At 37.6% G+C, this 23,036-nt stretch carries 19 protein-coding genes and 1 tRNA gene; 11 read left to right on the top strand and 9 right to left on the bottom strand.

Translation table 11 applies throughout. The features are described 5' to 3' along the window. Positions 1–109 precede the first annotated feature (109 nt). The 6 genes from MM214_RS17370 to MM214_RS17395 all read left to right on the top strand — a co-directional run bounded on the left by MM214_RS17370 (position 110) and on the right by MM214_RS17395 (position 6,901). Positions 110–1,213: a ThiF family adenylyltransferase gene (locus tag MM214_RS17370; protein WP_241297444.1), complete on the top strand. Its 1,104-nt coding sequence runs from the start codon at positions 110–112 to the stop codon at positions 1,211–1,213. Further along, positions 1,203–1,898: a hypothetical protein gene (locus tag MM214_RS17375; protein ID WP_241297445.1), complete on the top strand. Its 696-nt coding sequence runs from the start codon at positions 1,203–1,205 to the stop codon at positions 1,896–1,898. The genes MM214_RS17370 and MM214_RS17375 overlap by 11 nt, the downstream gene beginning before the upstream one ends. Beyond that, positions 1,895–4,027 carry a 7TM diverse intracellular signaling domain-containing protein gene (locus tag MM214_RS17380; RefSeq protein ID WP_241297446.1) on the top strand — a complete coding sequence of 711 codons (2,133 nt, stop codon included), beginning with the start codon at positions 1,895–1,897 and terminating at the stop codon, positions 4,025–4,027. Before MM214_RS17375 ends, MM214_RS17380 begins: the two co-directional genes overlap by 4 nt. Next, positions 4,020–5,111, top strand: coding sequence for a hybrid sensor histidine kinase/response regulator (locus tag MM214_RS17385; protein ID WP_241297447.1), 1,092 nt, complete (start codon positions 4,020–4,022; stop codon positions 5,109–5,111). The genes MM214_RS17380 and MM214_RS17385 overlap by 8 nt, the downstream gene beginning before the upstream one ends. 164 nt (positions 5,112–5,275) lie before the next feature. Then, complete coding sequence (locus MM214_RS17390; RefSeq protein ID WP_241297448.1) at positions 5,276–5,815, top strand: inorganic diphosphatase; 540 nt, start codon at positions 5,276–5,278, stop codon at positions 5,813–5,815. 45 nt (positions 5,816–5,860) lie between these two features. After that, on the top strand, positions 5,861–6,901 hold the full coding sequence (locus MM214_RS17395; protein ID WP_241297449.1) for an outer membrane beta-barrel protein: 1,041 nt from the start codon (positions 5,861–5,863) through the stop codon (positions 6,899–6,901). Here the strand turns inward: MM214_RS17395 and MM214_RS17400 are convergent. Both MM214_RS17400 and MM214_RS17405 read right to left on the bottom strand, forming a co-directional pair. After that, the gene (locus tag MM214_RS17400) at positions 6,891–7,340 is read right to left on the bottom strand and encodes a hypothetical protein (protein ID WP_241297450.1); all 450 of its coding nucleotides are present in this window, start codon (positions 7,338–7,340) and stop codon (positions 6,891–6,893) included. The two genes, MM214_RS17395 and MM214_RS17400, sit on opposite strands and share 11 nt — an antisense overlap. Then, positions 7,337–7,933, bottom strand: a complete 597-nt coding sequence (locus MM214_RS17405) for an acyl carrier protein phosphodiesterase (RefSeq protein ID WP_241297473.1) — start codon at positions 7,931–7,933, stop codon at positions 7,337–7,339. The genes MM214_RS17400 and MM214_RS17405 overlap by 4 nt, the downstream gene beginning before the upstream one ends. 76 nt (positions 7,934–8,009) lie before the next feature. Between MM214_RS17405 and MM214_RS17410 the strand changes: the two genes are divergently transcribed. Then, positions 8,010–9,941, top strand: a complete 1,932-nt coding sequence (locus MM214_RS17410) for an AAA domain-containing protein (RefSeq protein ID WP_241297451.1) — start codon at positions 8,010–8,012, stop codon at positions 9,939–9,941. Here the strand turns inward: MM214_RS17410 and MM214_RS17415 are convergent. Next, complete coding sequence (locus MM214_RS17415; protein ID WP_241297452.1) at positions 9,938–10,465, bottom strand: DUF4924 family protein; 528 nt, start codon at positions 10,463–10,465, stop codon at positions 9,938–9,940. The genes MM214_RS17410 and MM214_RS17415 overlap by 4 nt on opposite strands. Before the next feature lie 200 nt (positions 10,466–10,665). Between MM214_RS17415 and lepA the strand changes: the two genes are divergently transcribed. The 3 genes from lepA (at position 10,666) to MM214_RS17430 (ending at position 13,789) form a co-directional block, all read left to right on the top strand. Further along, entirely contained in the window at positions 10,666–12,453 is a 1,788-nt protein-coding gene (gene lepA / locus MM214_RS17420; RefSeq protein WP_290294048.1) for a translation elongation factor 4, read from the top strand. 270 nt (positions 12,454–12,723) lie between these two features. Further along, positions 12,724–13,608 (top strand): bifunctional 5,10-methylenetetrahydrofolate dehydrogenase/5,10-methenyltetrahydrofolate cyclohydrolase, encoded by an 885-nt coding sequence (locus tag MM214_RS17425; protein ID WP_241297454.1) that lies wholly within the window; start codon positions 12,724–12,726, stop codon positions 13,606–13,608. A gap of 98 nt (positions 13,609–13,706) precedes the next feature. Then, a tRNA-Leu gene (locus MM214_RS17430) sits at positions 13,707–13,789 on the top strand. Positions 13,790–13,983: 194 nt separating this feature from the next. Here the strand turns inward: MM214_RS17430 and MM214_RS17435 are convergent. The 4 genes from MM214_RS17435 to MM214_RS17450 all read right to left on the bottom strand — a co-directional run bounded on the left by MM214_RS17435 (position 13,984) and on the right by MM214_RS17450 (position 19,558). Then, on the bottom strand, positions 13,984–14,580 hold the full coding sequence (locus tag MM214_RS17435; protein ID WP_241297455.1) for a ribonuclease HII: 597 nt from the start codon (positions 14,578–14,580) through the stop codon (positions 13,984–13,986). Further along, positions 14,555–17,227, bottom strand: coding sequence for an MGH1-like glycoside hydrolase domain-containing protein (locus tag MM214_RS17440; RefSeq protein ID WP_241297456.1), 2,673 nt, complete (start codon positions 17,225–17,227; stop codon positions 14,555–14,557). Before MM214_RS17440 ends, MM214_RS17435 begins: the two co-directional genes overlap by 26 nt. A gap of 366 nt (positions 17,228–17,593) precedes the next feature. Continuing rightward, complete coding sequence (locus MM214_RS17445) at positions 17,594–18,691, bottom strand: glycosyltransferase family protein (protein WP_241297457.1); 1,098 nt, start codon at positions 18,689–18,691, stop codon at positions 17,594–17,596. Positions 18,692–18,694: 3 nt separating this feature from the next. Beyond that, the gene (locus MM214_RS17450) at positions 18,695–19,558 is read right to left on the bottom strand and encodes a UDP-2,3-diacylglucosamine diphosphatase (protein ID WP_241297458.1); all 864 of its coding nucleotides are present in this window, start codon (positions 19,556–19,558) and stop codon (positions 18,695–18,697) included. Between the two features lie 210 nt (positions 19,559–19,768). Between MM214_RS17450 and MM214_RS17455 the strand changes: the two genes are divergently transcribed. Next, on the top strand, positions 19,769–20,233 hold the full coding sequence (locus MM214_RS17455) for a hypothetical protein (protein ID WP_241297459.1): 465 nt from the start codon (positions 19,769–19,771) through the stop codon (positions 20,231–20,233). Here MM214_RS17455 and MM214_RS17460 read toward each other — a convergent pair whose 3' ends face one another. Then, the gene (locus MM214_RS17460; protein ID WP_241297460.1) at positions 20,234–21,577 is read right to left on the bottom strand and encodes a sensor histidine kinase; all 1,344 of its coding nucleotides are present in this window, start codon (positions 21,575–21,577) and stop codon (positions 20,234–20,236) included. It lies immediately after the preceding gene. After that, entirely contained in the window at positions 21,567–22,949 is a 1,383-nt protein-coding gene (locus tag MM214_RS17465; RefSeq protein ID WP_241297461.1) for a sigma-54-dependent transcriptional regulator, read from the bottom strand. The genes MM214_RS17460 and MM214_RS17465 overlap by 11 nt, the downstream gene beginning before the upstream one ends. Positions 22,950–23,036: the final 87 nt, after the last annotated feature.

A 23,036-nucleotide genomic window follows, 5' to 3' on the forward strand; every position in this document is an offset into this window, starting at 1 on the left:
CCAAATATCTAAATAAATTTCATTTGAATTAACATTTTTCAGGTTTTTAATATGAAAGTAAATACAAAAATATAACTTTACCAGTATCAATCACCCTTGATATATTTCAATGTTCACCCACAAAGAATTAGATTTAGATCGTCTTGAAGACGTTTTGATATTAGCATGTAATAAAAATGAAGATCTATCCATCGCAGATGAATTAATAAAGAAAGATTTCATAGAAATCATAGATGAGTTAGATAACCAAGTACGTGAGCTAATCAAGTTGCAGAATCCCACCAAGAAATTTTCAAAAGAAGAATTGAAGATTGCGGTGGAAGAATTTTTTGAAAAAATAGAACGAGCGACTTATGGTGTATGGGCTTTTTATCCCTGGAAGCAAACTATGGTCAGATTGCTTCCTGAGGAAGATTTCATAGCTGTACGAACTGTAAGAAATAAATATAAAATCACTAAAGAAGAGCAAGATAGGCTTTCTACAAAAAAAATAGGAATTATTGGGTTATCTGTAGGGCAAAGTGTAGCTATAAGTCTTGCGATGGAGCGATTGTTTGGTGAGTTGAGGATTGCAGACTTTGATACTTTGGAGTTAGGGAATATGAATAGGTTAAGGACCAGTGTTTTGAATCTAGGCTTACCCAAAGTCACATTGGTAAAAAGAGAGATAGCAGAGATTGATCCATTTATGAAAGTTACGGTGTTTTCAGAAGGTATAACAGAAGAAAATATGGGAAGCTTTTTTTCAGATGGAGGAAAGCTAGATTTGCTAATTGAAGAATGTGATAATTTGTCGATCAAAATAGAATCAAGGCGCTTAGCAAAGTCTTTGGAAGTACCTGTCATCATGGATACAAGTGATAGAGGCATGGTGGATATAGAAAGATTTGACATCGAGCCGAGTAGGCCTATTTTTCATGGAATGTTAACTGGTTTTGGAAGGGAGATAGATCTTGTAGACAAGGCCAAAGAATCATATTTAGACATGCTCATGACTATTTTGGATTTTCCGAAAATATCAAAAAGAGGTAAGGAAAGTCTTTCTGAAATAGGTAAAACAATCTCTAATTGGCCACAATTAGGGACATCTGTGATTATGGGCGGTGCTATGTGTGCCCATTATGCAAGGAAGATACTTTTAGGCGAGACAGTGGTGTCTGGACGAAATTATATTGATTTGGATCATTTCTTCACATCGAGTAATGAAAGTTAAGATTAGGGTAGTAAGAGCTGTTTCGGCTCCAGAAGATACTGAAAGATATATCGCAGGTCATTTTAAAGTATTGGAATCCTATGGGGTGACTAAAGTAACTTCAGCGGATAGGTCCTGGGTAAAAAACCCTAATGTATACCTTCTATTAGTTGAGTCAGAAGATGGGGAGCGGATTCTTGGAGGAGGTAGAGTACAATTGCGAAGTGAGGGCTTCCCTTTGCCTCTAGAGGGAGCTATTCTAGAGAAGGATGAAAGAATAGTATCTTACATGAGCAGATTTGAAGATCTCAAAGTTGCTGAATATTGTGGGCTTTGGAATTCCAAAGAAGTGTCTGGATATGGCATTGGAAGTATTTACTTGATTAGAATAGGAGTGGCGCTGACTTCATTCTTGAATTTAAAATGTTTGATGGCATTTTGCTCACCATTCACAGTAGCAAATTCTCAAGCCGTGGGATTAAGAATTATTGAAGAACTAGGTGATAAAGGGACATTTCTATACCCGAAAGAAGGTTTGATTGCGACAATCATGGAAGTGGAGGATGTAGATAGCTTAGAAAGGGCATTACCTGACGAAAAATCATTTATCACCGATCTGAGGATCAATCCCAAGCAGACAAAAATTCTTCAAAGTAAAATGGGTGAAATGGAAGTGGAGTTTGACTTGAATTTATCGGCATTATGAAGAGCTTGCCAACTATACGGGAACCTTTGATCATTGGATTAGTGATCACTTTATTTGTTTTCTTGCCTATTTATGGTTTTTTAAACCTTAACGATGATCAATTTGTCTATGAGATTGATGCTTTTGAGATATATGAAAATCCAACTTTTGAAAATGTTATCGATACTGTTTTTACACCTTCGGGTGTTTTGAACCTTGGGAATCAAAGAAAGGTATTTGTAGGTTTTGATATTTCTAGATTTAATTACCTCTCAGAGCATAGTGGGATTACAGTCATAGAAATTAGAAATCCAACTTTTCGTGAGGTAATTACTTATTTTAAAAACGAAAATAAGGAGCTTGAGGAATTAGATCGATCTGGAACAAGTCTTGGAAAAACCAATATGTTTTCCAATCCAAATCCTTTGGTTTTTTTGGAAGAAAATTCTGGCATAGATAGTTTATTTATTTCTATCGAAAGCAATGAACCCATAGTGTTTGAAGTCTCGGTAATTTCTGAAGAAGGTTTTCATTCGATGAATTACAAGAAATCCATGATTGTCAATATTTACATTGGGATCATGTTTGCATTATTTTTATATAATTTCATTCTGTTTTTCCTGATCAAAGACATTACATATTTCTTTTACTCTATTTATATTTTATTTATTGCATTGGCGCAAACTTCCTTGATGGGGTATTCCTATTACTACTTTCTAGGGATGAATGTAAAGCTTTATGAATTGAGTATTATAGGATTCTCAGCTATATCGGGAATGGCGGGGATTTCATTTATGAGGCTGTTTTTGAAGACAAAGGATTATACCCCTGTATTAGATAAGTTTTTAAAATTGAACATTATAGTCTATCTAGCTGCTTTTGTTTTTAGATTATTTGGAAGCCTTTCTTTTAGCTACAAGTTGACCGATGTGTCAGGATTGATGGTGATTGTGCTGTTTGGATTTTCTGCCACTAGGATAGCGCGAAAGGGATATCGTCCAGCTGCCTATTTTATCATAGGTTGGTTGTTTTTCTTTATAGGTTTATTGATTTTCATATTGCAATCCAATGGTATAATCAATGTAACAATGGTGGCCAACTTCCCAATGCTTTTGGGGACTGCCATGGAGGCGATTTTGCTTTCTTTGGCTTTAGCTGATAAGATTAATGTTCTGAAAAAGGAAAAAGAAGATGAGCAAATGGAAAGGCTCAGGATGTTGAAGGAAAATGAAAAGCTGATTTTGGTTCAAAATGAATCATTGGAAGCGAAAGTAAGGGCAAGAACAGAGGAGTTGGAAAACACTTTGGTGAATTTGCAGAATACCCAAACTCAACTTGTAAATCAAGAAAAGATGGCTTCACTTGGGCAGTTGACCGCAGGAATTGCTCACGAGATCAATAACCCGATAAATTTTGTAAGCTCAAATATTTCACCACTCAAGCGAGACATCAAGGACTTATTGGAAGTGGTGCAATGTTATCGTGAGTATGGAGAGGATCAGTTCAGTGATACTACAAAGAAAGAGCTCAAGGAACTAGAGGAAGACATAGAGTTAGACTATGTCTTGCAGGAAATTGATCAGCTACTCCGAGGCATGGAAGATGGAGCAAAAAGGACAGTTGAAATAGTGAAGGGGCTGAGGTTGTTTTCCAGAGTCGATGAGCAGGATGTCAAAAAAGTAGATATTCACGATGGAATCAATAGTACTTTGGTATTGCTGAACAGCTCAATGTCGGGTAAAATTAAGATCGTCAAGGATTATGGAGATATCCCGATGGTAGAATGTCTTGCTGGAAAGATCAATCAGGTGTTTATGAATATCATTACCAATGCTATCCATGCTTTGCAAGATCATATTCAGTCCAATCCAGATCCTGAGATCGTGATTGCGACGAAGAATCATCATGATTATATAAGCATTGAAATTAAAGATAATGGGCCTGGTATGCCTGATTCGGTCAAGCAGCGGATTTTTGAGCCATTTTTTACGACCAAGGCAGTTGGAAAAGGTACTGGTTTAGGCTTGTCGATAGTGTATACGATCATCGAGAATCATGGGGGTACATTAGAAGTATTGACAAAGGAAGGCCAGGGGACAAGCTTCATAATCACATTACCGATTTATCAAAATTCTATACAAAATGAGTGACAAGATTCGAGTACTATATATAGATGATGAGGATAACAACCTCAATTCATTCAAGGCTAGTTTGAGAAAGGATTTTCATATAATCACCGCATTGAATGCAGAAGAAGGACTTGCCATAGCAGAGAGGGAAGAACTTCATGTAGTGATAGCTGATCAAAGGATGCCGGGATTGACAGGAGTGGAATTTTTTGAGCAATTGATGCTGATCAATCCAGATCCTGTTAGGATTTTGCTTACTGGATACTCAGATATTGCCAGTGTAATAGATGCGATAAATAAGGGAGAAGTCTATAGATTCATAGATAAGCCATGGAACATAGAACAGATCAAAAATGCAATAAAAAATGCTTCTGAAATATATTTTACCAAAAAGGAACTAAGAGATAAAAACGAAAGGCTTCACAAGGTGCATTCAGAAATGAATCAGTTTGTTTATAGTTTGTCTCATGAGTTGAGAGGGCCTTTGATGAGTATTTCGGGAGTCTCTAAATTGGCCAAAATGGAATGCAAAGATCCTAGTATTCTCGAGTACTTTGATATGATTGATTCTGCGACTTTGAGGTTGGATGATTTCATTTATAAAATGCTCGATTTTTATAGATCAACAAAAATTGATAATAAAGTAAGCCTGATCAAGTTTGAAGAAATAATAAATCAACAATTGGTAGCCTACAAGGACAAATGGAAGCTTGAAGACGTCAATCTGATAGTGGAAATTCAACAAGAGGAAGATTTCTATTCCGATGATGCAAAAATCCGAGTAATTTTAAACAATCTTTTTAGCAATGCATATAAGTTTCAAAAAGTAGATGCAAAAGATAAGTTTATCAATTTACAAGTGACTGTGAAGGACGGTAGAGCACTCATACGTATTGAAGACAATGGAATAGGGATAGATCAGAAATATCATACAGAGGTATATAATCTTTTCCACAGAGCCACACAAAGAAATGTGGGTTCAGGTCTTGGTCTCTATATGGTGAAAGAATCTGTGATCCAAATGGGTGGTAAAATTGAACTTAATTCTGAACTTGACGAAGGTACTGTGTTTACGATAATGCTTCCATCTCTTACCTTGGAGTAGGCTCCCAAGGAGAATATGTGGAATTCTCAAAAAATCTTTTCTATTCATTATTATAACTTAAAGATTAAAAAAACAGAAAATACCTTTGCATTACTTTGATTAGATGATTAATACGAGGTAAATTGCGCCCCATTAAAAAAAATAAGAAACAAAAGCTTTTAGATATGATCAATCCTTGGCACGATGTGCAAATCGGTAAAGATGCTCCTGAATATGTTATGGGAGTGATAGAAATCCCTAAAGGAAGTAAGGGGAAATACGAACTAGATAAGAAAACAGGTATGCTGTTGTTGGATAGGGTATTGTTTTCTGCGGTTCATTATCCTGCTAATTACGGATTTATTCCTCAGACTTTTTGTGAGGATCATGATCCATTAGATATTCTGATTATTTCTCAAATCGACATACCTTCGATGACTTTGGTCAAAGCTAAGGTAATTGGGGTAATGAGAATGGTAGATGGGGGAGAAGCTGATGATAAAATCATTGCTGTAGCCGCAGATGATCAGTCTGTAAATTATATCGAAGATATCGATGAATTACCTCCACACTTGATGAAGGAAGTTCATAGATTTTTTGAGGATTATAAAAAACTTGAAAATAAGGAAGTAAAAGTGGAGGATTTCCTAGGCAAAGAAGAGGCTTTCAGGATAGTGAGAGAAAGTGTAGATCTTTACGATAAAAATTTCAGAACCAAAAGATAGTTTTAGAACCTGAATTCAATCGGATTCAGGTTTTTTTATTTGAATATGTTCAGAGTTGTATTTATACTTTTGTTTTTCTTTTCGCTGGATTGTAATTCACAGCATGATCAGAAATTGACTTGGTCAGGTTACTTAGAGACTTATTATTCGTATGATTTCAATAAACCAGATGACCACCTTAGGCCCGACTTTTTGTATAACTTCAAAAGGCACAATGAATTTTCTGTCAACTTGGCATTACTAACTGCCTCCTACCAGGATGAATATATTCGTAGCACCGTGGGTTTGATGCTGGGCAACTATGCTCAATATAATCTTGCAAGCGAGCCAGTTTGGGCACAAATGGTCTATGAAGCGTCAGTAGGCTTCAAGCTTATGGATAAGCTATGGCTTGATGTAGGGGTAATGCCTTCAGATATAGGTTTTGAGAGTGCTATTGGAGCTACTTGTTGGCACTTGAGTAGGAGTCTACTTGCCGAGAATTCTCCTTATTTTCTTACTGGAGCAAGATTGAGTTACGAAGCAAGTGATAAATTGGACTTAATGCTTTGGGCGACCAATGGATGGCAAAATATTCAGAGGGAACATAGGGTGCAGGGATTAGGATTAAGTTTTGCGGTGGATTATGCTGTTAATGAAAAGTTGAATTTGCATTATGCTAACTATTTAGGAAATCAAGATGTCAATCCCGGGGGGGAATTCCGCGTTTTTAATAACCTCTTTGGGAAATACAATTTTGGTAGTTGGGGATTTATTCTAGGGGTAGATGCAGGTTGGGAGACCACGGTGTTTTCTCAAGTCAATCAATGGAGGGGAATTACAGCATCCATAAGAAGGGAACTGAATGAAAAATGGTATGTGGCAGGCAGGGCAGAGTATTATAAAGATAGGCAAGCTGTGATTCTTGCAGAGGGGATGAAGCTAAATGGGTTCTCAGCAAACTTGGACTACCACGTAAGTTCCCAAGGTCTTATAAGATTCGAAGTAAGACAGTTTTTTGGTGAAGATGCATATTTTGCGATTCCTGGAGCCAGTTTTAGTAAAGGTAACACAGCTGTGACTACTTCCTTTTCAATTAGCTTTTAACTTTCTTCTTAGGTGATTTTTTAGCAAGATACTTGACAAACTCATCGTAATTGATATGCTCGTGATTACTCATTGTAAATGAAGACTTGTCAATAAAGGCCACGGTGATTTGTCTGAATTCCTTTTTATTCGCTATAATTTTCTCTTCTTCCCATGCTAGAATATCTTCTATATCATATAGATTTGTTTTTCCTCGTAAAGGATATTTTGTGATGATCTTCTCCTTTCCGAATGAAATAAATTTGAATCCAGCCATCATTTTAACCAATAGCATCAGTGTGACTACAGTAATGAGTGGTGCACTGATCAAATAAAACAAGAGGCCGAATGCTCTTGTGTTAGTAAACTCGTTGAGAATATAAATCAGCCCAGCTATTAATATGATCACAACAAGGCTAAGTGCGAAGTAAGTGTTTGTTTTAGGTTTACAGTGTGTCATATTTCTGCTTTAAGAATGCTTAATTTTTGCTTTGAAAATCTAACCAAATCATCAAAGAAGTCGCCAAAATGTTGGCGGAGAATTTCATGATTTTCGTCCAAAAATAAATGCGCATTTTCCATTTTTGAATCAAATCTAGTCCTCTTTGAGATTCCAGTCAATGCCCTCCTTATTCCGTCGATTTCTGAATAGGCATACAGCCAATTGTAGTGCTTCATGTATTGATAAGCTTTCAAGAAGTTGTCTGGTAAGATATCAATATATAAATCAATCACCTTGTAGACATCTTGAGCAAACTCATCAAGTTGCTGTGTATGGTAATTATTCCAATACTTACCTAAGAAATAATCGAAATACATATCAGTGATCACAGAAGAGTATCTTGCAAATTGAGGCTTGAGAAGTGCTTGTGCTTCCTTGACCACTGGATGCGTATCGGTATACCTGTCAATTTCACGGTGAAGGTGTACTCCTATCACAATTTCTTTTTCATAGATTGTTTCGATAGGTCCTCTTACAAAATCTCCAATAAAGTTTCCAATAAGTATCTTTGGTTCACCAAATGATAGGTATGCATGAGCGAGAAAATTCACAAATTGCTGAGCTTTGGGTTCGTAAAAGAACCAAATATGATTCAATTTAGTTTATGGGTTTAAATTTAATTGATTGATGGTTAATATTCAGGAGGAATTAAGCTTTTCATTAAAACTTTTGAAAGAAGAGTGGAAAGAAGACTTGCAACAGTATCGTGCCAAATTTGCCTATACATCTATATCGGATCGTAAAGAACAAGGAGTATGTTGGTATCCTGTCATAGTCAAGAAATCTAAGATCGGAATGGGGGATAGAGTTATACTGGAGCTTGACCGAACAGATTCCAATCAAGCCCATGTCTTTCAGTCAGGTAAATCTGTTTCGATTTTTTCAAACCAACCTCATCGTCAATCACAGGAATACGCTGCTCATGCTGTTGTTAATTTTGTAAAGAAAGATACCATGGTAGTTACTTTGCAGGGTGATTATCTTCCAGACTGGATTGAGGAGGGACGACTGGGGGTAGATCTTCTCTTCGATGAAGCTAGTTATAGAGAAATGGAATTTGCTCTCAAAGCAGTGCAAAAGGCAGAAAAGGGCAGGCTTGGTGAGCTAAAACAAGTGCTGCTGGGTGCCCAATTAGCGAGATTTCAAAAAGGGAAATTTCACAAGCTAAGCTACCTAAATCAAACCCAGAATGAAGCCTTGGAGCTGGTGAATAATGCTCAGGATGTAGCCATCATACATGGCCCTCCAGGTACTGGGAAGACGACCACACTTGTCGCTGCGATAGAGGATACACTACACTATGAAAAGCAAGTGATGGTCAACGCTCCAAGTAATGCTGCGGTGGATCTCTTGGTAGAGAAGTTGTGTGAGTTGAATGTCAATGTGCTGAGGATAGGACATCCTGCTCGTGTAGAAGAGAGGATTTTGGCTCAAACCTTGGATTCAAAAATTTCCCAGCATCCAAGCTATAAGGATCTTAAAAAGCTTAGGAAATCAGCTGAATCTTATAGGAGTTTGGGGCAGAAATATAAGAGAAACTTTGGCCATGAGGAGCGCATGCAGAGAAAAAGACTCTTGGAAGAAGCTAAGCGTACCAAGGAAGATGCAGAACATTTGGAGAATTATATTGTCTATGATATTTTTCAAGCGACTCAAGTGGTAGCCTGCACGATGGTAGGGGCTTCAAATCATGCGTTGAAAGGGATGAATTTCCCAGTGGTATTTATCGATGAGGCTGCTCAAGGATTGGAAGCTGCCACTTGGATTCCTATCATGAAAGCAAATAAAGTCGTGATGGCGGGAGATCACTGTCAGCTTCCTCCTACGATTAAGTCCATAGCGGCAGCAAAGGCAGGGTTAAGCGAGACATTGTTTGAGAAAGCGATCAAAAGACAGCCAGACTCCTCCAAGATGCTGACTACTCAATACAGAATGCCAAGTGCAATAATGGGTTTTTCTAGTTCATATTTTTATCATGGAAAGCTAGAAGCTGCTGACAACACGATAAGCCATCATTTTGGAGAAGATGAGCCTGTTTTGGAATTTGTAGATACTGCGGGAAGCGGCTATTTGGAGCAGCAAGAACGTAATACCATGAGTACACTCAATGCAGATGAGGCAAAATTTGCATTGGATTATCTTGAAATGATATTAAAAAGAATTGGAATAGCTACTTTAAAGCAAGAAAAAAGAAATATTGGATTGATATCCCCTTACAGGGCACAAGTGAGGAAGTTTAAAGAGTTGATTTTTGAAAGTTATGATTATCCTAATTTGAGGGCATTTGAGGATTTACTTACCATAGACTCCATAGATGGATTCCAAGGACAAGAGCGTGATGTCATCATCATCAGCTTGGTAAGGTCCAATACCAAGGGTGAGATCGGATTTCTTGCAGATGTCAGGCGAATGAATGTAGCACTCACGAGGGCAAAAAGAAAACTTGTGATCATTGGGGATAGTGCTACATTAGCTACTCATCCATTTTATGATAATTTACTTAATTACATTCAGGAGAATGGGACTTATCGAAGCATTTACGAGTTTTTGAGCTATTAAGTCAATTTTTCCTTTATCGAAAGATTGAGGTAACTTAATACATCTCCAAATGCCTCTATAGCTTTATCGTAACCCTTAGGTATTTCCCTGCTTCTAAGCTTTGCTAATAGAAATCCATAGACACCATTGATACAGATTTGAATTTCATGGCCAATGTCTTCACCATTGGCATCCATGATCATTTGAATGATGTGAGGCTTTGCATTATGGTAAATTTTGTAATAAGTAGAATCTTCTTTGAGTAGCTTCCAATGTGTCATGGCAAGTTGTTCAACATGCTTTTGGATCATGCGCAAATGACCAGTTATAGTAATGTTTTCGGCTTTCATCATTTCAGAAAGGTGTAAAAACCACTGCTCTGTTGCTGATTTTTCTTCTTCAGTAATTGGATAATGCGCAATTACATATTGCTTAATATCTGCTAAATTGAAGTCATATACCCTAATCAAATCCTCCATCTGATACATATAAATGATATATTCAGGTAAGTTTGTATTTAGTTTTTTTTCAGCAATTGCTTTCATAAAATTGAGCCTTATATTGATTGAGTTAAACAGAATGCAAAAGTAAACAAATTGGGGAGATTGAAGATTATATCAATTAGATATGAGGAATTATGAGAAGAATTTGAATATCAAATGCCAGTTTTTGAAAAACTTGAGGATAGTCACTTGATTTTCTGTTATTCCGCATAAAATTCTCTATTTTTGCGCCTTGAATGAATATGAAAAAGATAAGAAATTTCTGTATCATCGCCCATATCGATCATGGGAAGAGTACACTAGCAGATAGATTGCTACAATTTACCAACACGGTCTCTGATCGTGAGATGCAAAACCAATTGTTGGATAATATGGATTTGGAGCGTGAGAGAGGTATCACGATCAAGTCACATGCTATCCAAATGAAGTATAATTACAAGGGTGAAGAGTATACACTCAATCTGATCGATACCCCAGGTCACGTAGATTTTTCCTATGAGGTGTCTAGATCAATAGCGGCCTGTGAAGGCGCACTGCTAATCGTAGATGCTTCTCAAGGTATTGAGGCTCAGACCATATCTAACTTATACTTGGCAATTGGGCATGATTTGGAAATTATCCCGGTGTTGAATAAAATTGATCTTCCTGGAGCTGACCCTGAGGTAGTAGCAGATGAAGTTATTGAGTTGATAGGTTGTGATCGGGAAGATATTATTTTGGCATCAGGCAAAGAAGGGCTAGGAATAGAAGATATTCTCAATGCAGTAGTGGAAAAAATTCCAGCACCAGAAGGAGATCCAGACGAGCCCTTGCAGGCTATGATTTTTGACTCTGTCTACAATCCTTTCCGTGGAGTAGAGGTTATCTTCAGGATCTTTAATGGTACCATCAATAAGGGTGATAAAATCAAATTCGTAAATACTGGCAAGGAATACGATGCAGATGAAATTGGAATTTTAGGGATCAATCAAATACCTCAGCAAACAGTGGCTGCTGGAAACGTTGGGTACCTGATATCAGGTATCAAAGTAGCCAAAGAGGTAAAAGTAGGTGATACGATTACCCACATCAAGCGGCCATGCTCAAAGGCAATCCAAGGATTTGAAAATGTGAAGCCGATGGTATTTGCTGGGATTTATCCAGTAGACACTACAGAATTTGAAGAATTAAGGGCTTCTATGGAGAAACTTCAGCTAAATGACGCCTCGTTGGTATGGGAGCCAGAAACTTCTGCTGCCTTGGGTTTTGGGTTTAGATGTGGTTTTTTGGGAATGCTTCACATGGAAATCATTCAAGAGCGTCTTGAGCGTGAATTTGACATGACGGTGATCACAACAGTACCATCTGTTCAATTTAGAGCCTTGATGAATGATGATAAGTTCAATGTGATCAATGCTCCTTCAGATATGCCAGATCCTAATAAGTTCAAGCATATAGAAGAGCCTTTTGTCAAAGCCACTATCATTACTGCTTCGGATTATGTAGGTTCTGTGATTCAACTTTGCATGGAAAAACGTGGTCAAATCAAAAATCAAGTGTACCTGACTTCCGAGAGGGTAGAGTTGACCTTTGATATGCCATTGGCAGAGATTGTTTTTGACTTTTTTGATAAATTGAAGACCATCTCAAGAGGATATGCTTCTCTGGATTATGAGCTGATAGGTTTCCAACAATCTCATATGGTGAGATTAGATGTAATGCTTAACGGTGAAGTGGTAGATGCTCTGTCTGCGATTGTCCATAGAGACAAAGCTTACGAGTGGGGCAAAAGGCTGTGTGAAAAGCTCAAGGAACTTGTGCCAAGGCAGATGTTTGAGATTGCCATCCAAGCAGCTATAGGTACGAAAATCATTGCTAGAGAAACTGTGAAGGCACTTCGTAAAAACGTATTGGCTAAGTGTTATGGAGGAGATATTTCTCGTAAGCGTAAGCTTCTCGAAAAACAGAAAAAAGGGAAGAAAAGAATGCGCCAAGTAGGTAACGTTGAAGTTCCACAGGAAGCATTTATGGCTGTCTTGAAGTTGGATTAATGTATTACCAAGGCACATGAATCGATGATCAATAGCTGCTATTTCCTTGATAGACTAGTTTGCAATAAAAGTGGTAACAGGTTAATGGTAGTTTATTTGATTAAAAAAAAACATTGGTTTTTGTTCAGCGTTATTTGGAGTGACTAAGAATAGGCTGTTATTTATAAATCAATCAATTTTAAAAGTTTGGGAATTGTCCAAACTTTTACACTTTAAATCCTTCAAACTTTACAATCAATAATCTTTAAATCTTAAATTTAAAACTAAGGCATGCTTCTAATCGACGGGAAAAAGACATCTGAAGATATCAAATCAGAAATAGCAGAACAAGTTGCTAAAATCAAAAACCAAGGTGGGAAAACGCCTCATCTTGCAGCTATTTTGGTGGGAAATGATGGAGCAAGTCAAACTTATGTAAATGCCAAGGTTAAATCATGCGAGCAAGTTGGATTTGAGTCTACTCTTGTCAGGCTAGATGAATCCGTGACTGAAGCGGAACTTCTTCAGGTGGTATCTGATATCAATGAGAATCCTGAAATCGATGGTCTCATTGTTCAGCTACCTTTACCAAAGCATATTTCGGTGGAGAAAATCACCAATAAGATTAAGCCCGAGAAGGATGTAGATGGATTTACACCAGCAAACGTCGGGAGGATGACACTTGGCTGGCCTGCTTATGTAGCCGCTACGCCATATGGCATCGTAGAGCTACTGAAAAGGTACAAAGTAGAAACATCTGGAAAGCACTGTGTAGTGATAGGAAGAAGTCATATCGTCGGCTCTCCGATGAGTATATTGATGGCTAGAAATGAGTACCCGGGCAATTGTACAGTAACCTTAACCCATAGCAGGACGCAAAATCTTGCAGAAATCACCCGCTCAGCAGATATCTTGATTGTGGCGATAGGCAAGCCAGAATTTGTGACGGCGGAAATGGTTAAAGAAGGAGCTACCGTGATAGATGTAGGTATTCATAGAATTGAAGATGCTACCAGAAAATCGGGCTTTAGATTGATTGGCGATGTGAAGTTTGACGAGGTGTCAGAAAAAGTAGCAGCCATCACGCCTGTACCTGGAGGAGTAGGGCCTATGACCATTGCATCATTGTTATACAATACCCTTTTATCAGCTGAAGGTAAGGTTTACGCAAAATAATGACTTGATTATGAGGATTCAGCTTTTTTAGAGTTGAAAAATCTGATCTATGATTTGCAGGGTAGTGCAAACCTTTATATTTTTGCTCTCCCTTTACTGCGCACGTGGTGAAATTGGTAGACACGCCATCTTGAGGGGGTGGTGCCCTACGGGTGTGGAAGTTCGAATCTTCTCGTGCGCACAAAAAAAGCTCTTGACGTCATGTTAAGAGCTTTTTTGATTTATCAATGTATTTTTATTTCTTGCTTGTTTCATGTTTTACTTTTTTCCAGTCCATTTTCATACCTAATAGTGCAATGATTCCCCATGCACCGTTGATAAACACATTTGGAAAGGGAGTATCGTAAAAGTTATATGTTTCCTGAAAAGGAAGACTCAAAACAAACTTAATTGATCGGGGAGATGCTTAAATGTCTTTCTGTGAATAGGTGTCAAGCCAAGTTCTCGGATGCCTTCTCGGTGAACTTTGGTAGGGTAGCCTGCATTTTTTTCCCAGCCATATCCAGGATATTGAAGCGCATATTTTTCCATCAGTGTATCTCTGTAGACTTTGGCTAAGATAGATGCAGCTGCTATGCTCGCATACTTGCCATCTCCCTTCACAATACAGCTGTACGGGATATCCAATTCAGTTTTGAACCTATTCCCATCTATCAGAAGATGTTCTGGAGTATGGCGGAGTGTGTTAATGGCTCGGTTCATGGCCAAGAATGAAGCGTTGAGGATATTGATTTCATCAATTTCCTCAACGCTAGCTTCTGCTACTGCCCATGCAATAGCGTTCGTTTTGATCTCATCTACTAGTGATGCACGGCTTGATTTTTTGAGTTTTTTGGAGTCATTGATCAGCTCGTCAGCATAATCTTCTGGAAGTATTACCGCAGCAGCCACTACTGGCCCACATAGACAGCCCCTGCCAACCTCATCACACCCTGCTTCAAGTCTATTAGATTCTAAATAGGGGAGAAGCATTGTATGCTATGGGTTTTTCGTCTTTGGAATATTTGTAGATCATCTCAGCGACTAGTCCAGTCCATCCAGTCTGATGGGACGCACCTAATCCCCTGCCATTGTCACCATGAAAATACTCATAGAATAGGATGTAATCTTTGAAATGAGGATCCTCTTGCATTTTTCTATTATCTCCATTGAATGGCCTATTTCCATTTTCATCTCTCATGAATATTTTCATCAGACGGTAAGACAGTTCTTTGGCTATCAAGTCCATGGTCAAATAATTACCAGAACCAGTAGGATACTCTATGCTAAACTCACCCCCATAATAAAAGTCGTACCTTTTTAATGCTTCAATGATCAAGTGGTTTATAGGAAACCATATTGGTCCTCTCCAATTGGAATTTCCTCCAAACATCAAGGTGTCTGATTCACCTGGGACATAAGAAATAGTGGATATGTCTCCATTGATTTTCATCGAGTAGGGATGTTTTTGATGGAATTTGGAAAGTGATCTTATGCCATATTCGCTCAAGAATTCGTCGCTGTCGAGCATTTTTTGTAGTATGCTCTTCATACGATGTCCTCTAAGTAATGCAAAAAGCCTTCGCTTATCATGACCAGGTTGTTCCCAGCTAGTGACCAAAGAAGCAAGCTTTGGTTTTTCACGCATGAAAAATTCCATCCTCTTTTTGAACTCAGGTAAATTCTCAAACATCTCTTCGCGTATGGGTTCTACTGCAAAGAAAGGAATGATACCCACTATCGATCTTACTTTCATTACCTTAGGGTCTTGACCTTGGATATGAAAGATATCGTAAAAGAAATTGTCTTCATCATCCCAGAGGCTTATGTTTTCTCCTGAGATGTTGTTCATGGCTCCTGCGATATAAAGAAAATGTTCAAGGAACTTTGTGGCGGTATGTTGATATACTTTATTGAATTCGCATAAGTCTAAAGAGATTCTTAGTAAATTCAAAGAGAACATGGCCATCCACGAAGTAGCATCCGCTTGCTCAAGTTTCCCTTTATACAATGCTGCATGGCTTCTATCGATCAAGGAAATGTTGTCTAAGCCAAGGAATCCTCCTTCGAAGAGATTTTTTCCATCATTATCTTTTCTATTGACCCACCAAGTGAAATTCAGCATCAATTTATGCAATGCCCTTTCTAGAAATTCATAATCCCCTTTCCCTCCATTCATCTTTTTGTCAATCTGATAGACTCGTTCTACGGCATAAGCATGCACTGGAGGATTCACATCTGAAAAGTTCCATTCATAAGCTGGAATCTGACCATTAGGATGCATATACCACTCATTAAGCAAAAGGATGAGTTGGTCTTTGGCAAAGTCTGGATCTATCCGTGCTATGGGAATACAATGAAATGCTAGGTCCCAAGCTGCATACCATGGATATTCCCATTTATCTGGCATGGATATGATGTCGTAATTTTGAAGATGACGCCAATGATGATTTCTTCCAGTCTTTCTCTCTACAGGGGGGATGTACCTACCTTTGTCACCATCCAGCCAGCGCTCTACATTGTAGTAATAGAATTGCTTGCTCCACATCATTCCTGCAAATGCCTGACGTTGAATGTTTCGCAGGTCTTCATCTTGGACGTTGTGCTGAATATCATTGTAGAATTCATCAGCGTCAGCTTTTCTTGCTTTTAATATTTCCTCACAATCTACAACAGCATTATCCAATTGCTGGTGTGTCATTCTTAGTTTTACAGACATCTCACCATGGGCGGGGATTGTCAACTTATAGATGGCAGCAGCTTTGGTACCAAAATTCTCTGGGTTCAAATGCTTATCATCTCCATGAATGACGTAATCATTGATGGCATCCTTCAAGAAGCGCTTATCATTTGGGATATTGTATAGCTTTTCCCTATTGGTCTCATTATCACAGAATTTTATTTCTGGATTTCCATCAAAATTGAAAAAATAATTCCCGCTTTTAGGTGTAAAGGCCTTTATTTGAGAGGGGTTTTTTAGAGAAAACTTTGGCTTGAATGGTTCATCTCCTGTAAACCAAGTCTTTCTAAACCAGATAGTTGGCATTACCCAAATTTCAGCATCTTGATCTGATCTATTGTGAATCGTTGCTTTGGCTACTATATCCTCAGCATCGTGTTTTGCATACTCGATAAAAATGTCAAAATATTCATCATTGTCAAATATACCAGTGTCTATTAATTCAAACTCACGATCTTTTTTGTTTCTTCTTCTATTTTCGATCAGCAATCTTTCATAGGGAAATGCCTGTTGAGGATACTTATAAAGCATCTTCATGTAGCTGTGGGTAGGTGTGCTGTCCAGATAATAATATATTTCTTTTACATCTTCACCATGGTTTCCTTGATTGCCTGTAAGTCCAAAAAGTCGCTCTTTGATTTGATAATCTTTTCCGTTCCAAAACGCCCAACTTATACAGAGTTTCTGCTTATGATCGCATATACCTGCGATTCCTTCTTCTCCCCATCTATAAGCTTTGCTCTTGGCATCGTCGTGTGATACATTGTCCCATGCGGATCCATCTCTGCTATAATCTTCCCTTACAGTTCCCCACTGTCTTTCAGTTAAGTAAGGTCCCCATTTTTTCCAATGCTTTTCTTTATTCTTATCCGCCGTAAGTCTTTGTTTTTCTGTATTCATCTGTTTTTAATCCGTACTCTCAACTGGAAATTTACAATAATTTGTCCAAGTCTCCAGTATATTAAAAAATAGAATCAAAAATTCTCTATAGTTTTTTTTCGAAATCGTTTGAAAATGCCATTTTTCATTAATTCGATTTCTGATTATACGCTTTTTTGCCAGTAACTTCAATTCATTGGCTCAACAGGTTGTTAATGGTCAATATCCATAAGTATCCAATATCAATTTATATCGGAAGTTAGATAAATCGGAATTTTGTAATGATATTGGCAAAGTTCCGTATATCCATAATTCGATTTCGTGATTTCCAGCTTATAATATGTAGTGCTTAGATTTTGCAGGTTTTCAGCCAAGATTTGTTTTGATTCAGTTTTGATCTTTCATGTATGTCATGAAAGCCTCAGTGATATGGTCTTTGATACTATTTGCCCAAGGTTTCATGGGTGTGGCTGAATGCATGTGATTTACGAGAAATTTGTCGAATTTTTCAAAGTCAAATTCATGATGACTGAATCCAGCTCCGGCAGAAGTTGCGTCAAGAGCATTGCATGCTTGCTCATATTGGCCTGCCACGGGTACCATCATTACAGGCTTTGTTAAGTACATTGCTTCACAAATAGATTCAAATCCAGCTGTACTAATCAAACCTTTACACTCAGCCATTCTATTTAAAAAGAGGCGATCATCTATTTGATGAAATGTTAGATTTGGCAGTGGTTTTTCTAATTTTTCGGCCTTAGCATTATCCCAAAATGCCTCAATCCTGATTTCAGGGTTATTGCTTGCAAATCTGTACACTTCCTCACCATACCCCGCATTCACCATGTAGGTAAGTATGAAATCTCCCTTGGTTGGTTTCAGTTTGAAAAGTTCGGGTCTTAACAGTGGGGGAATGATAATTGTTTTTTTCGATTTTAAATCCGCCTTGTCGTCTACAAATGATAAGGCCAAATGTAAGTCGGCAGAAAGTGCGGTCAACTTGGTGTTAAGTATAAAAAGTATCTTTTCAAGATTTTTTGAAGGAGCAAATTGAAAGTTTGGATGGTAGATCATGTACTGATGACCAATAGCCCAAAACTTACAATTTGGTTTGAACACCAGATTAAAGATACCTGCCAGTAAGTCATAAAAGTTGATGATAAGGTCAGGACTATAGTCTTTGACGATTCGATTTAGTTTCTTTAGAGACTTATAATATGTTTTGGACTGAAATATGTTTTGGCTGATTGTTTTACCAATCAATATTTTCTTGTGGTTTTTATCAGTTACGAAATTTGGGCTTTCAAATGTATGAATAGGGCATTCTATTTTTCTTGCAAAAAAATCTGGAATTTTTCTTCGGCTACTTTTACCTATACACACTGCAACTACTTCATGATTCAGCTCATGAAGAATAGAATTCAAAGCGATGGCTTGAGTCATATGACCTCTTCCTTCACCTTGGATAATGAAAATCACTTTCATGAATTATAAAAAATGCGGTGGGTTATGATCATCTGGCAATTTATTGAAAGCGACTGTTTTGAACTCAGTATAGTCAAGTTCAGTTTTTATTTCATCTATCACTTCTTTGGATTCTTTTTGCTGACGGAAGTCGATTTCATTGTAGTATATCAATTGCCAGTTGCCTTCGAAATCCTCCGCTAATGCAGACATGGTCTCTACCCAATCTCCAGAATTGAGATATTCTATACCTTCGATCTCTCTATTTTCTGCTTTGTGAATATGTCCGCAGATGATACCATCACAACCCTTTGATTTGGCCATTTTGGCTAGTTCTTCTTCATATTGATCTATATATGATACAGCAGATTTGACTTTTCCTTTGACATATTGACTCAAAGAAAAATAAGGAAGTCCTCTTTTTCTTCTGTGATAATTCACAAGTCTATTGAGCCAAAGTAGAAAAGTATATCCCATATCACCAAGGTATGCTATCCATCGGAGATTAGTAGTAATGCTATCAAAAATATCTCCATGTGTAATGAAGTATTTTTTACCATTGGATTCATAAATCATGTCCGCAAGGATAGATAGATTTCCGATTTCTAAAGGTAAGATTTGATCTAAAAAATCATCATGATTACCTCGAAGATAATATACTTTGGTATTATCTTGCTCTATCATTTTGAGCATTCTATTGAAGAATCTCGTGTGTTTTCTTTTCCAAGAACCAGACTTTTTTAATTGCCAACCATCGATGATATCACCATTCATGATCAGGTTATCACAACTGTACTGCTTTAGAAATCTTGCTACTTCTTTAGCTTTGGATCCTTTGGTGCCGAGGTGGACATCTGAGATCACGATGGTTTTGAAGTGTGTTTTCAAGGTGTATTAGTTTTGATTGCAATATATAGCTTGTACATCAATACAAAATGATCTGAGTATTATCAAAATGAGATGTTTAGCTTGTTGAAAACCTATTGTGTGAATTTTAAGTTAAGACCTCTGTAGGTCTGAAGATATTCTTAGATTTTTGAGAGGATTCTTTGAATTAACTTTGCCAGTGATTAGTTTGATGACTTAATTTAGGGAGGAATGAAAAGGATGATTTTAGCTGTATTGGTGGCCGTCATATTTTCCTGCAATCAGGAAGACAGGGAGCCTCAATATAATATTTTGGGGTATTGGGATGTCGTAATCTTAAAATCAACCCTAGACGGACAAGTAACTGCTGGTTCAGGAACAGCCTTTACTGAAAGGTATATCTTCAATGATGATGGTACATTTATAAAATTCACCACAAGAAACAGCAAGACTGCAAATGTTTTGCCAGAACCCTTGCAAGCTTTGGGCCATTATAAGTTAGAAAAGTCAATGCAGGATGAGTATGTGTTCGAATTGGAACTTACTTTTCAGACCAATCTCATATTGTCTAATGCATGTTCTGATGTAGGGAAGGAGTTTATGAGGCTTACCAAAGATAACTTCCTTGTGCATGATCTTGATAATTCATGCGGTAACATAGTGCTTTTTTATACTAAGCAAACAAGCAAGTTTTGATCAGGCATTGAAGATCAATTTGAAAGTAGTACCTCTTCCAATTTCCGATTTGACTTGAATGTTTCCTTTATGTCTTCTCATGATTTGTTTGGAAAGACTTAGCCCGATACCTGATCCTTTCTTTTTGGTAGTAAAGAATGGTATAAAAATTTTAGAAAGGGCTTCTTCTTCAATCCCTTTTCCAGAATCTGTTACTTCTATGATGATTTTTCCCGATTCGTCTATATAAGCTCTCAATGTCAAGACTTTAATTACACTATCTTCCATTGCATGAATCCCATTGTGAATCAGGTTGATCAATACTTGTTCGATCAAATTTTGGTCCCCAAAAAGGATCAAATTTTCTGGCTCCACGCTACAATTGACCATGATTTGTTCATTCTCAAACTGATGCTGCATCAAAGTTTTGAGTTGAAGTAATAGTGGTTTTATAGGAATTGTGCTGAATTTGGGATTGGGAACGTGAGCTAGACTTCTGAAATCAGAGACAAAATTAATTAATCCTTCGCTTCGTCTTTCTATAGTTTTGATTCCCATTTGGTAATCTTCCAGGTCTTGATTGGAAGTCTTTTGATTGTGCTCTAGTTTATGTTCTATTTCAGAGTTGATGGTTGATGCTAGAGAAGATATCGGGGCTATAGAATTCATGATTTCATGTGTCAGCACCTTTACCAGATTTTGCCAAGCTTCCATTTCTTTTTCCTCCAGTTCACTTTGGATGTTTTGGAGGGACACAAGTTTGATTTTCACATCTCGCATTATCAGTTCTATTACATATACTGAGAGTTGCATGATGCCGTCAGGATGAGCGATTTTGATCAATTCGCTACCACCAGTCCTTAGGCCATGAATGGCATGATGTAGTTCTTTGTTTACACGCTCGATTTCGGAGATATATTGGATCTGCTGTATGTTCAGCATCCGTTTGGCTGCGGTGTTGAGTAGTTGGATTTTTCCATCTTCTTCAAAAGTGATTAGTCCAATGCTAAGGTGCTGAAATAAGGATCTAAAATATTGAAAATTAGCTTCTTTTTCAGCTTGATCTTCTTTTAATTTGGCTAAAATGGCATTGAATTCAATATGTAAATCATCAATTTCTGTACCATCAAATTTTACAGGGAATAAAGTGCTGTAATTATCCTGCTTGATATTATCCAAAAAGAGCCTCACTTTTTTGAATGATTTCTCGGCATAGCTGATTAGAAATATGGTTTGGGCCAAGATTATAATGATAAATAAGGAAGTGGCAAACACGCCAGATCCACTGATGATGAAGTAAGCTAAAACGAAAATGGAAATTGCCAAAAGGATAATCCTACCAGCCAACCCAACTTTATAATCCATATTTTTCCAATCTTCTGTATAGGGATGCTCTAGTCAGTCCTAATTCCTTCGCTGCTTTTGAAATATTTCCTCCGTTTTTATCAATAGCCTTTTGGATGACATTTTTTTCTACCTCGTCAAGATTGTAAGAAGCAGGACTTGATACCTTCTCATTTACTGGCTTGGAAGATAAGAAAAAGAAATCCCTGCTATCTAGTTCTTCTCCTTCTGCCATGATGATTGCTCTTTCGATGGCATGCTGAAGTTCTCGAATATTTCCTGGCCATTGATATTGCTGCAACAATTGCATTCCGGCAGGTTTGAATCCTTTGAATTCTTTTCTGTATTTCTGCCCATAGATTTTCAAGAAATGATTGGCAAGCAAAGGAATATCATCTTGCCTTTCTCTGAGCGGAGGTAGGAATATCTCTACAGTATTGATTCTATAAAGTAAGTCTTGGCGGAAAGTGTTGTCCATGACCATGTCATGCACGTGCATGTTAGTGGCACAGATCAATCTTATGTCTACCGGAATTGCTTTGTTGGTTCCTATTCTCGTTACTTCTCTCTTTTGTAATACAGTGAGTAGCTTGGACTGTAGTGGCATACTAAGGTTTCCAATTTCGTCCAAGAATAGTGTTCCATTATCTGCAATTTCAAACCTTCCTGCACGATCCTCTTTTGCATCTGTATATGCGCCTTTTTTATGGCCAAATAGCTCTGACTCAAAGAGTGATTCTGTGATTGCACCCATATCCACACCTACGAAGATATCGTCTTTCCTAAGTGACCTGTCATGTATAGCCCTTGCAATAAGTTCTTTTCCTGTTCCATTTTCGCCTAATATCAAGATATTTGCATCCGTCTGAGCTACCTTGTCGATGATGGAAAATATGTTTTTCATCGAAGCACTGGTACCAATGATGTCCGCATAAGGCTTTTTGAGATCTGACTGGAGCTGTTTTTGTTTTTTGGATAACTTGTCTACTTGGTCATAACTTTCTTTCAGCCGAGTAGCAGCTGTCAGGGTTGCAAGGAGTTTTTCATTTTGCCAAGGCTTCAAGATGAAGTCTGATGCTCCTTCTTTAAGTGCCTTTACAGCCATTTCTACATCTCCAAAGGCTGTGATGAGAATGACCACTGCTTTAGAATCAATTTCTTTGATTTGCTTCAACCAATGAAATCCCTCTTTTCCTGAAGTGGTGTCATCGGTAAAGTTCATGTCTAGAAGAATAACATCGTAGCTATTGTTGTTGACAAGGAAAGGAATTCTTCTTGGATCCTTTTCAATAGTAACTTCTTTGGCATATTTTTTAAGATGCATCTTTGCTGCAAAAAGTAAGTCTTCGTTGTCGTCTATGATAAGAATTTTTCCAAGCTGAGGAGTTTCCATATTTGAAAGTTTTTGATTTTGCATTATAACTATTCAAAATGATGCCATTAGGGAAATGATCGCTTTTAGCAGGTTAAGAAGCAATAT

This window comes from Belliella kenyensis, assembly GCF_022549675.1.
GTDB classification, from domain to species: Bacteria; Bacteroidota; Bacteroidia; order Cytophagales; family Cyclobacteriaceae; genus Belliella; species Belliella kenyensis.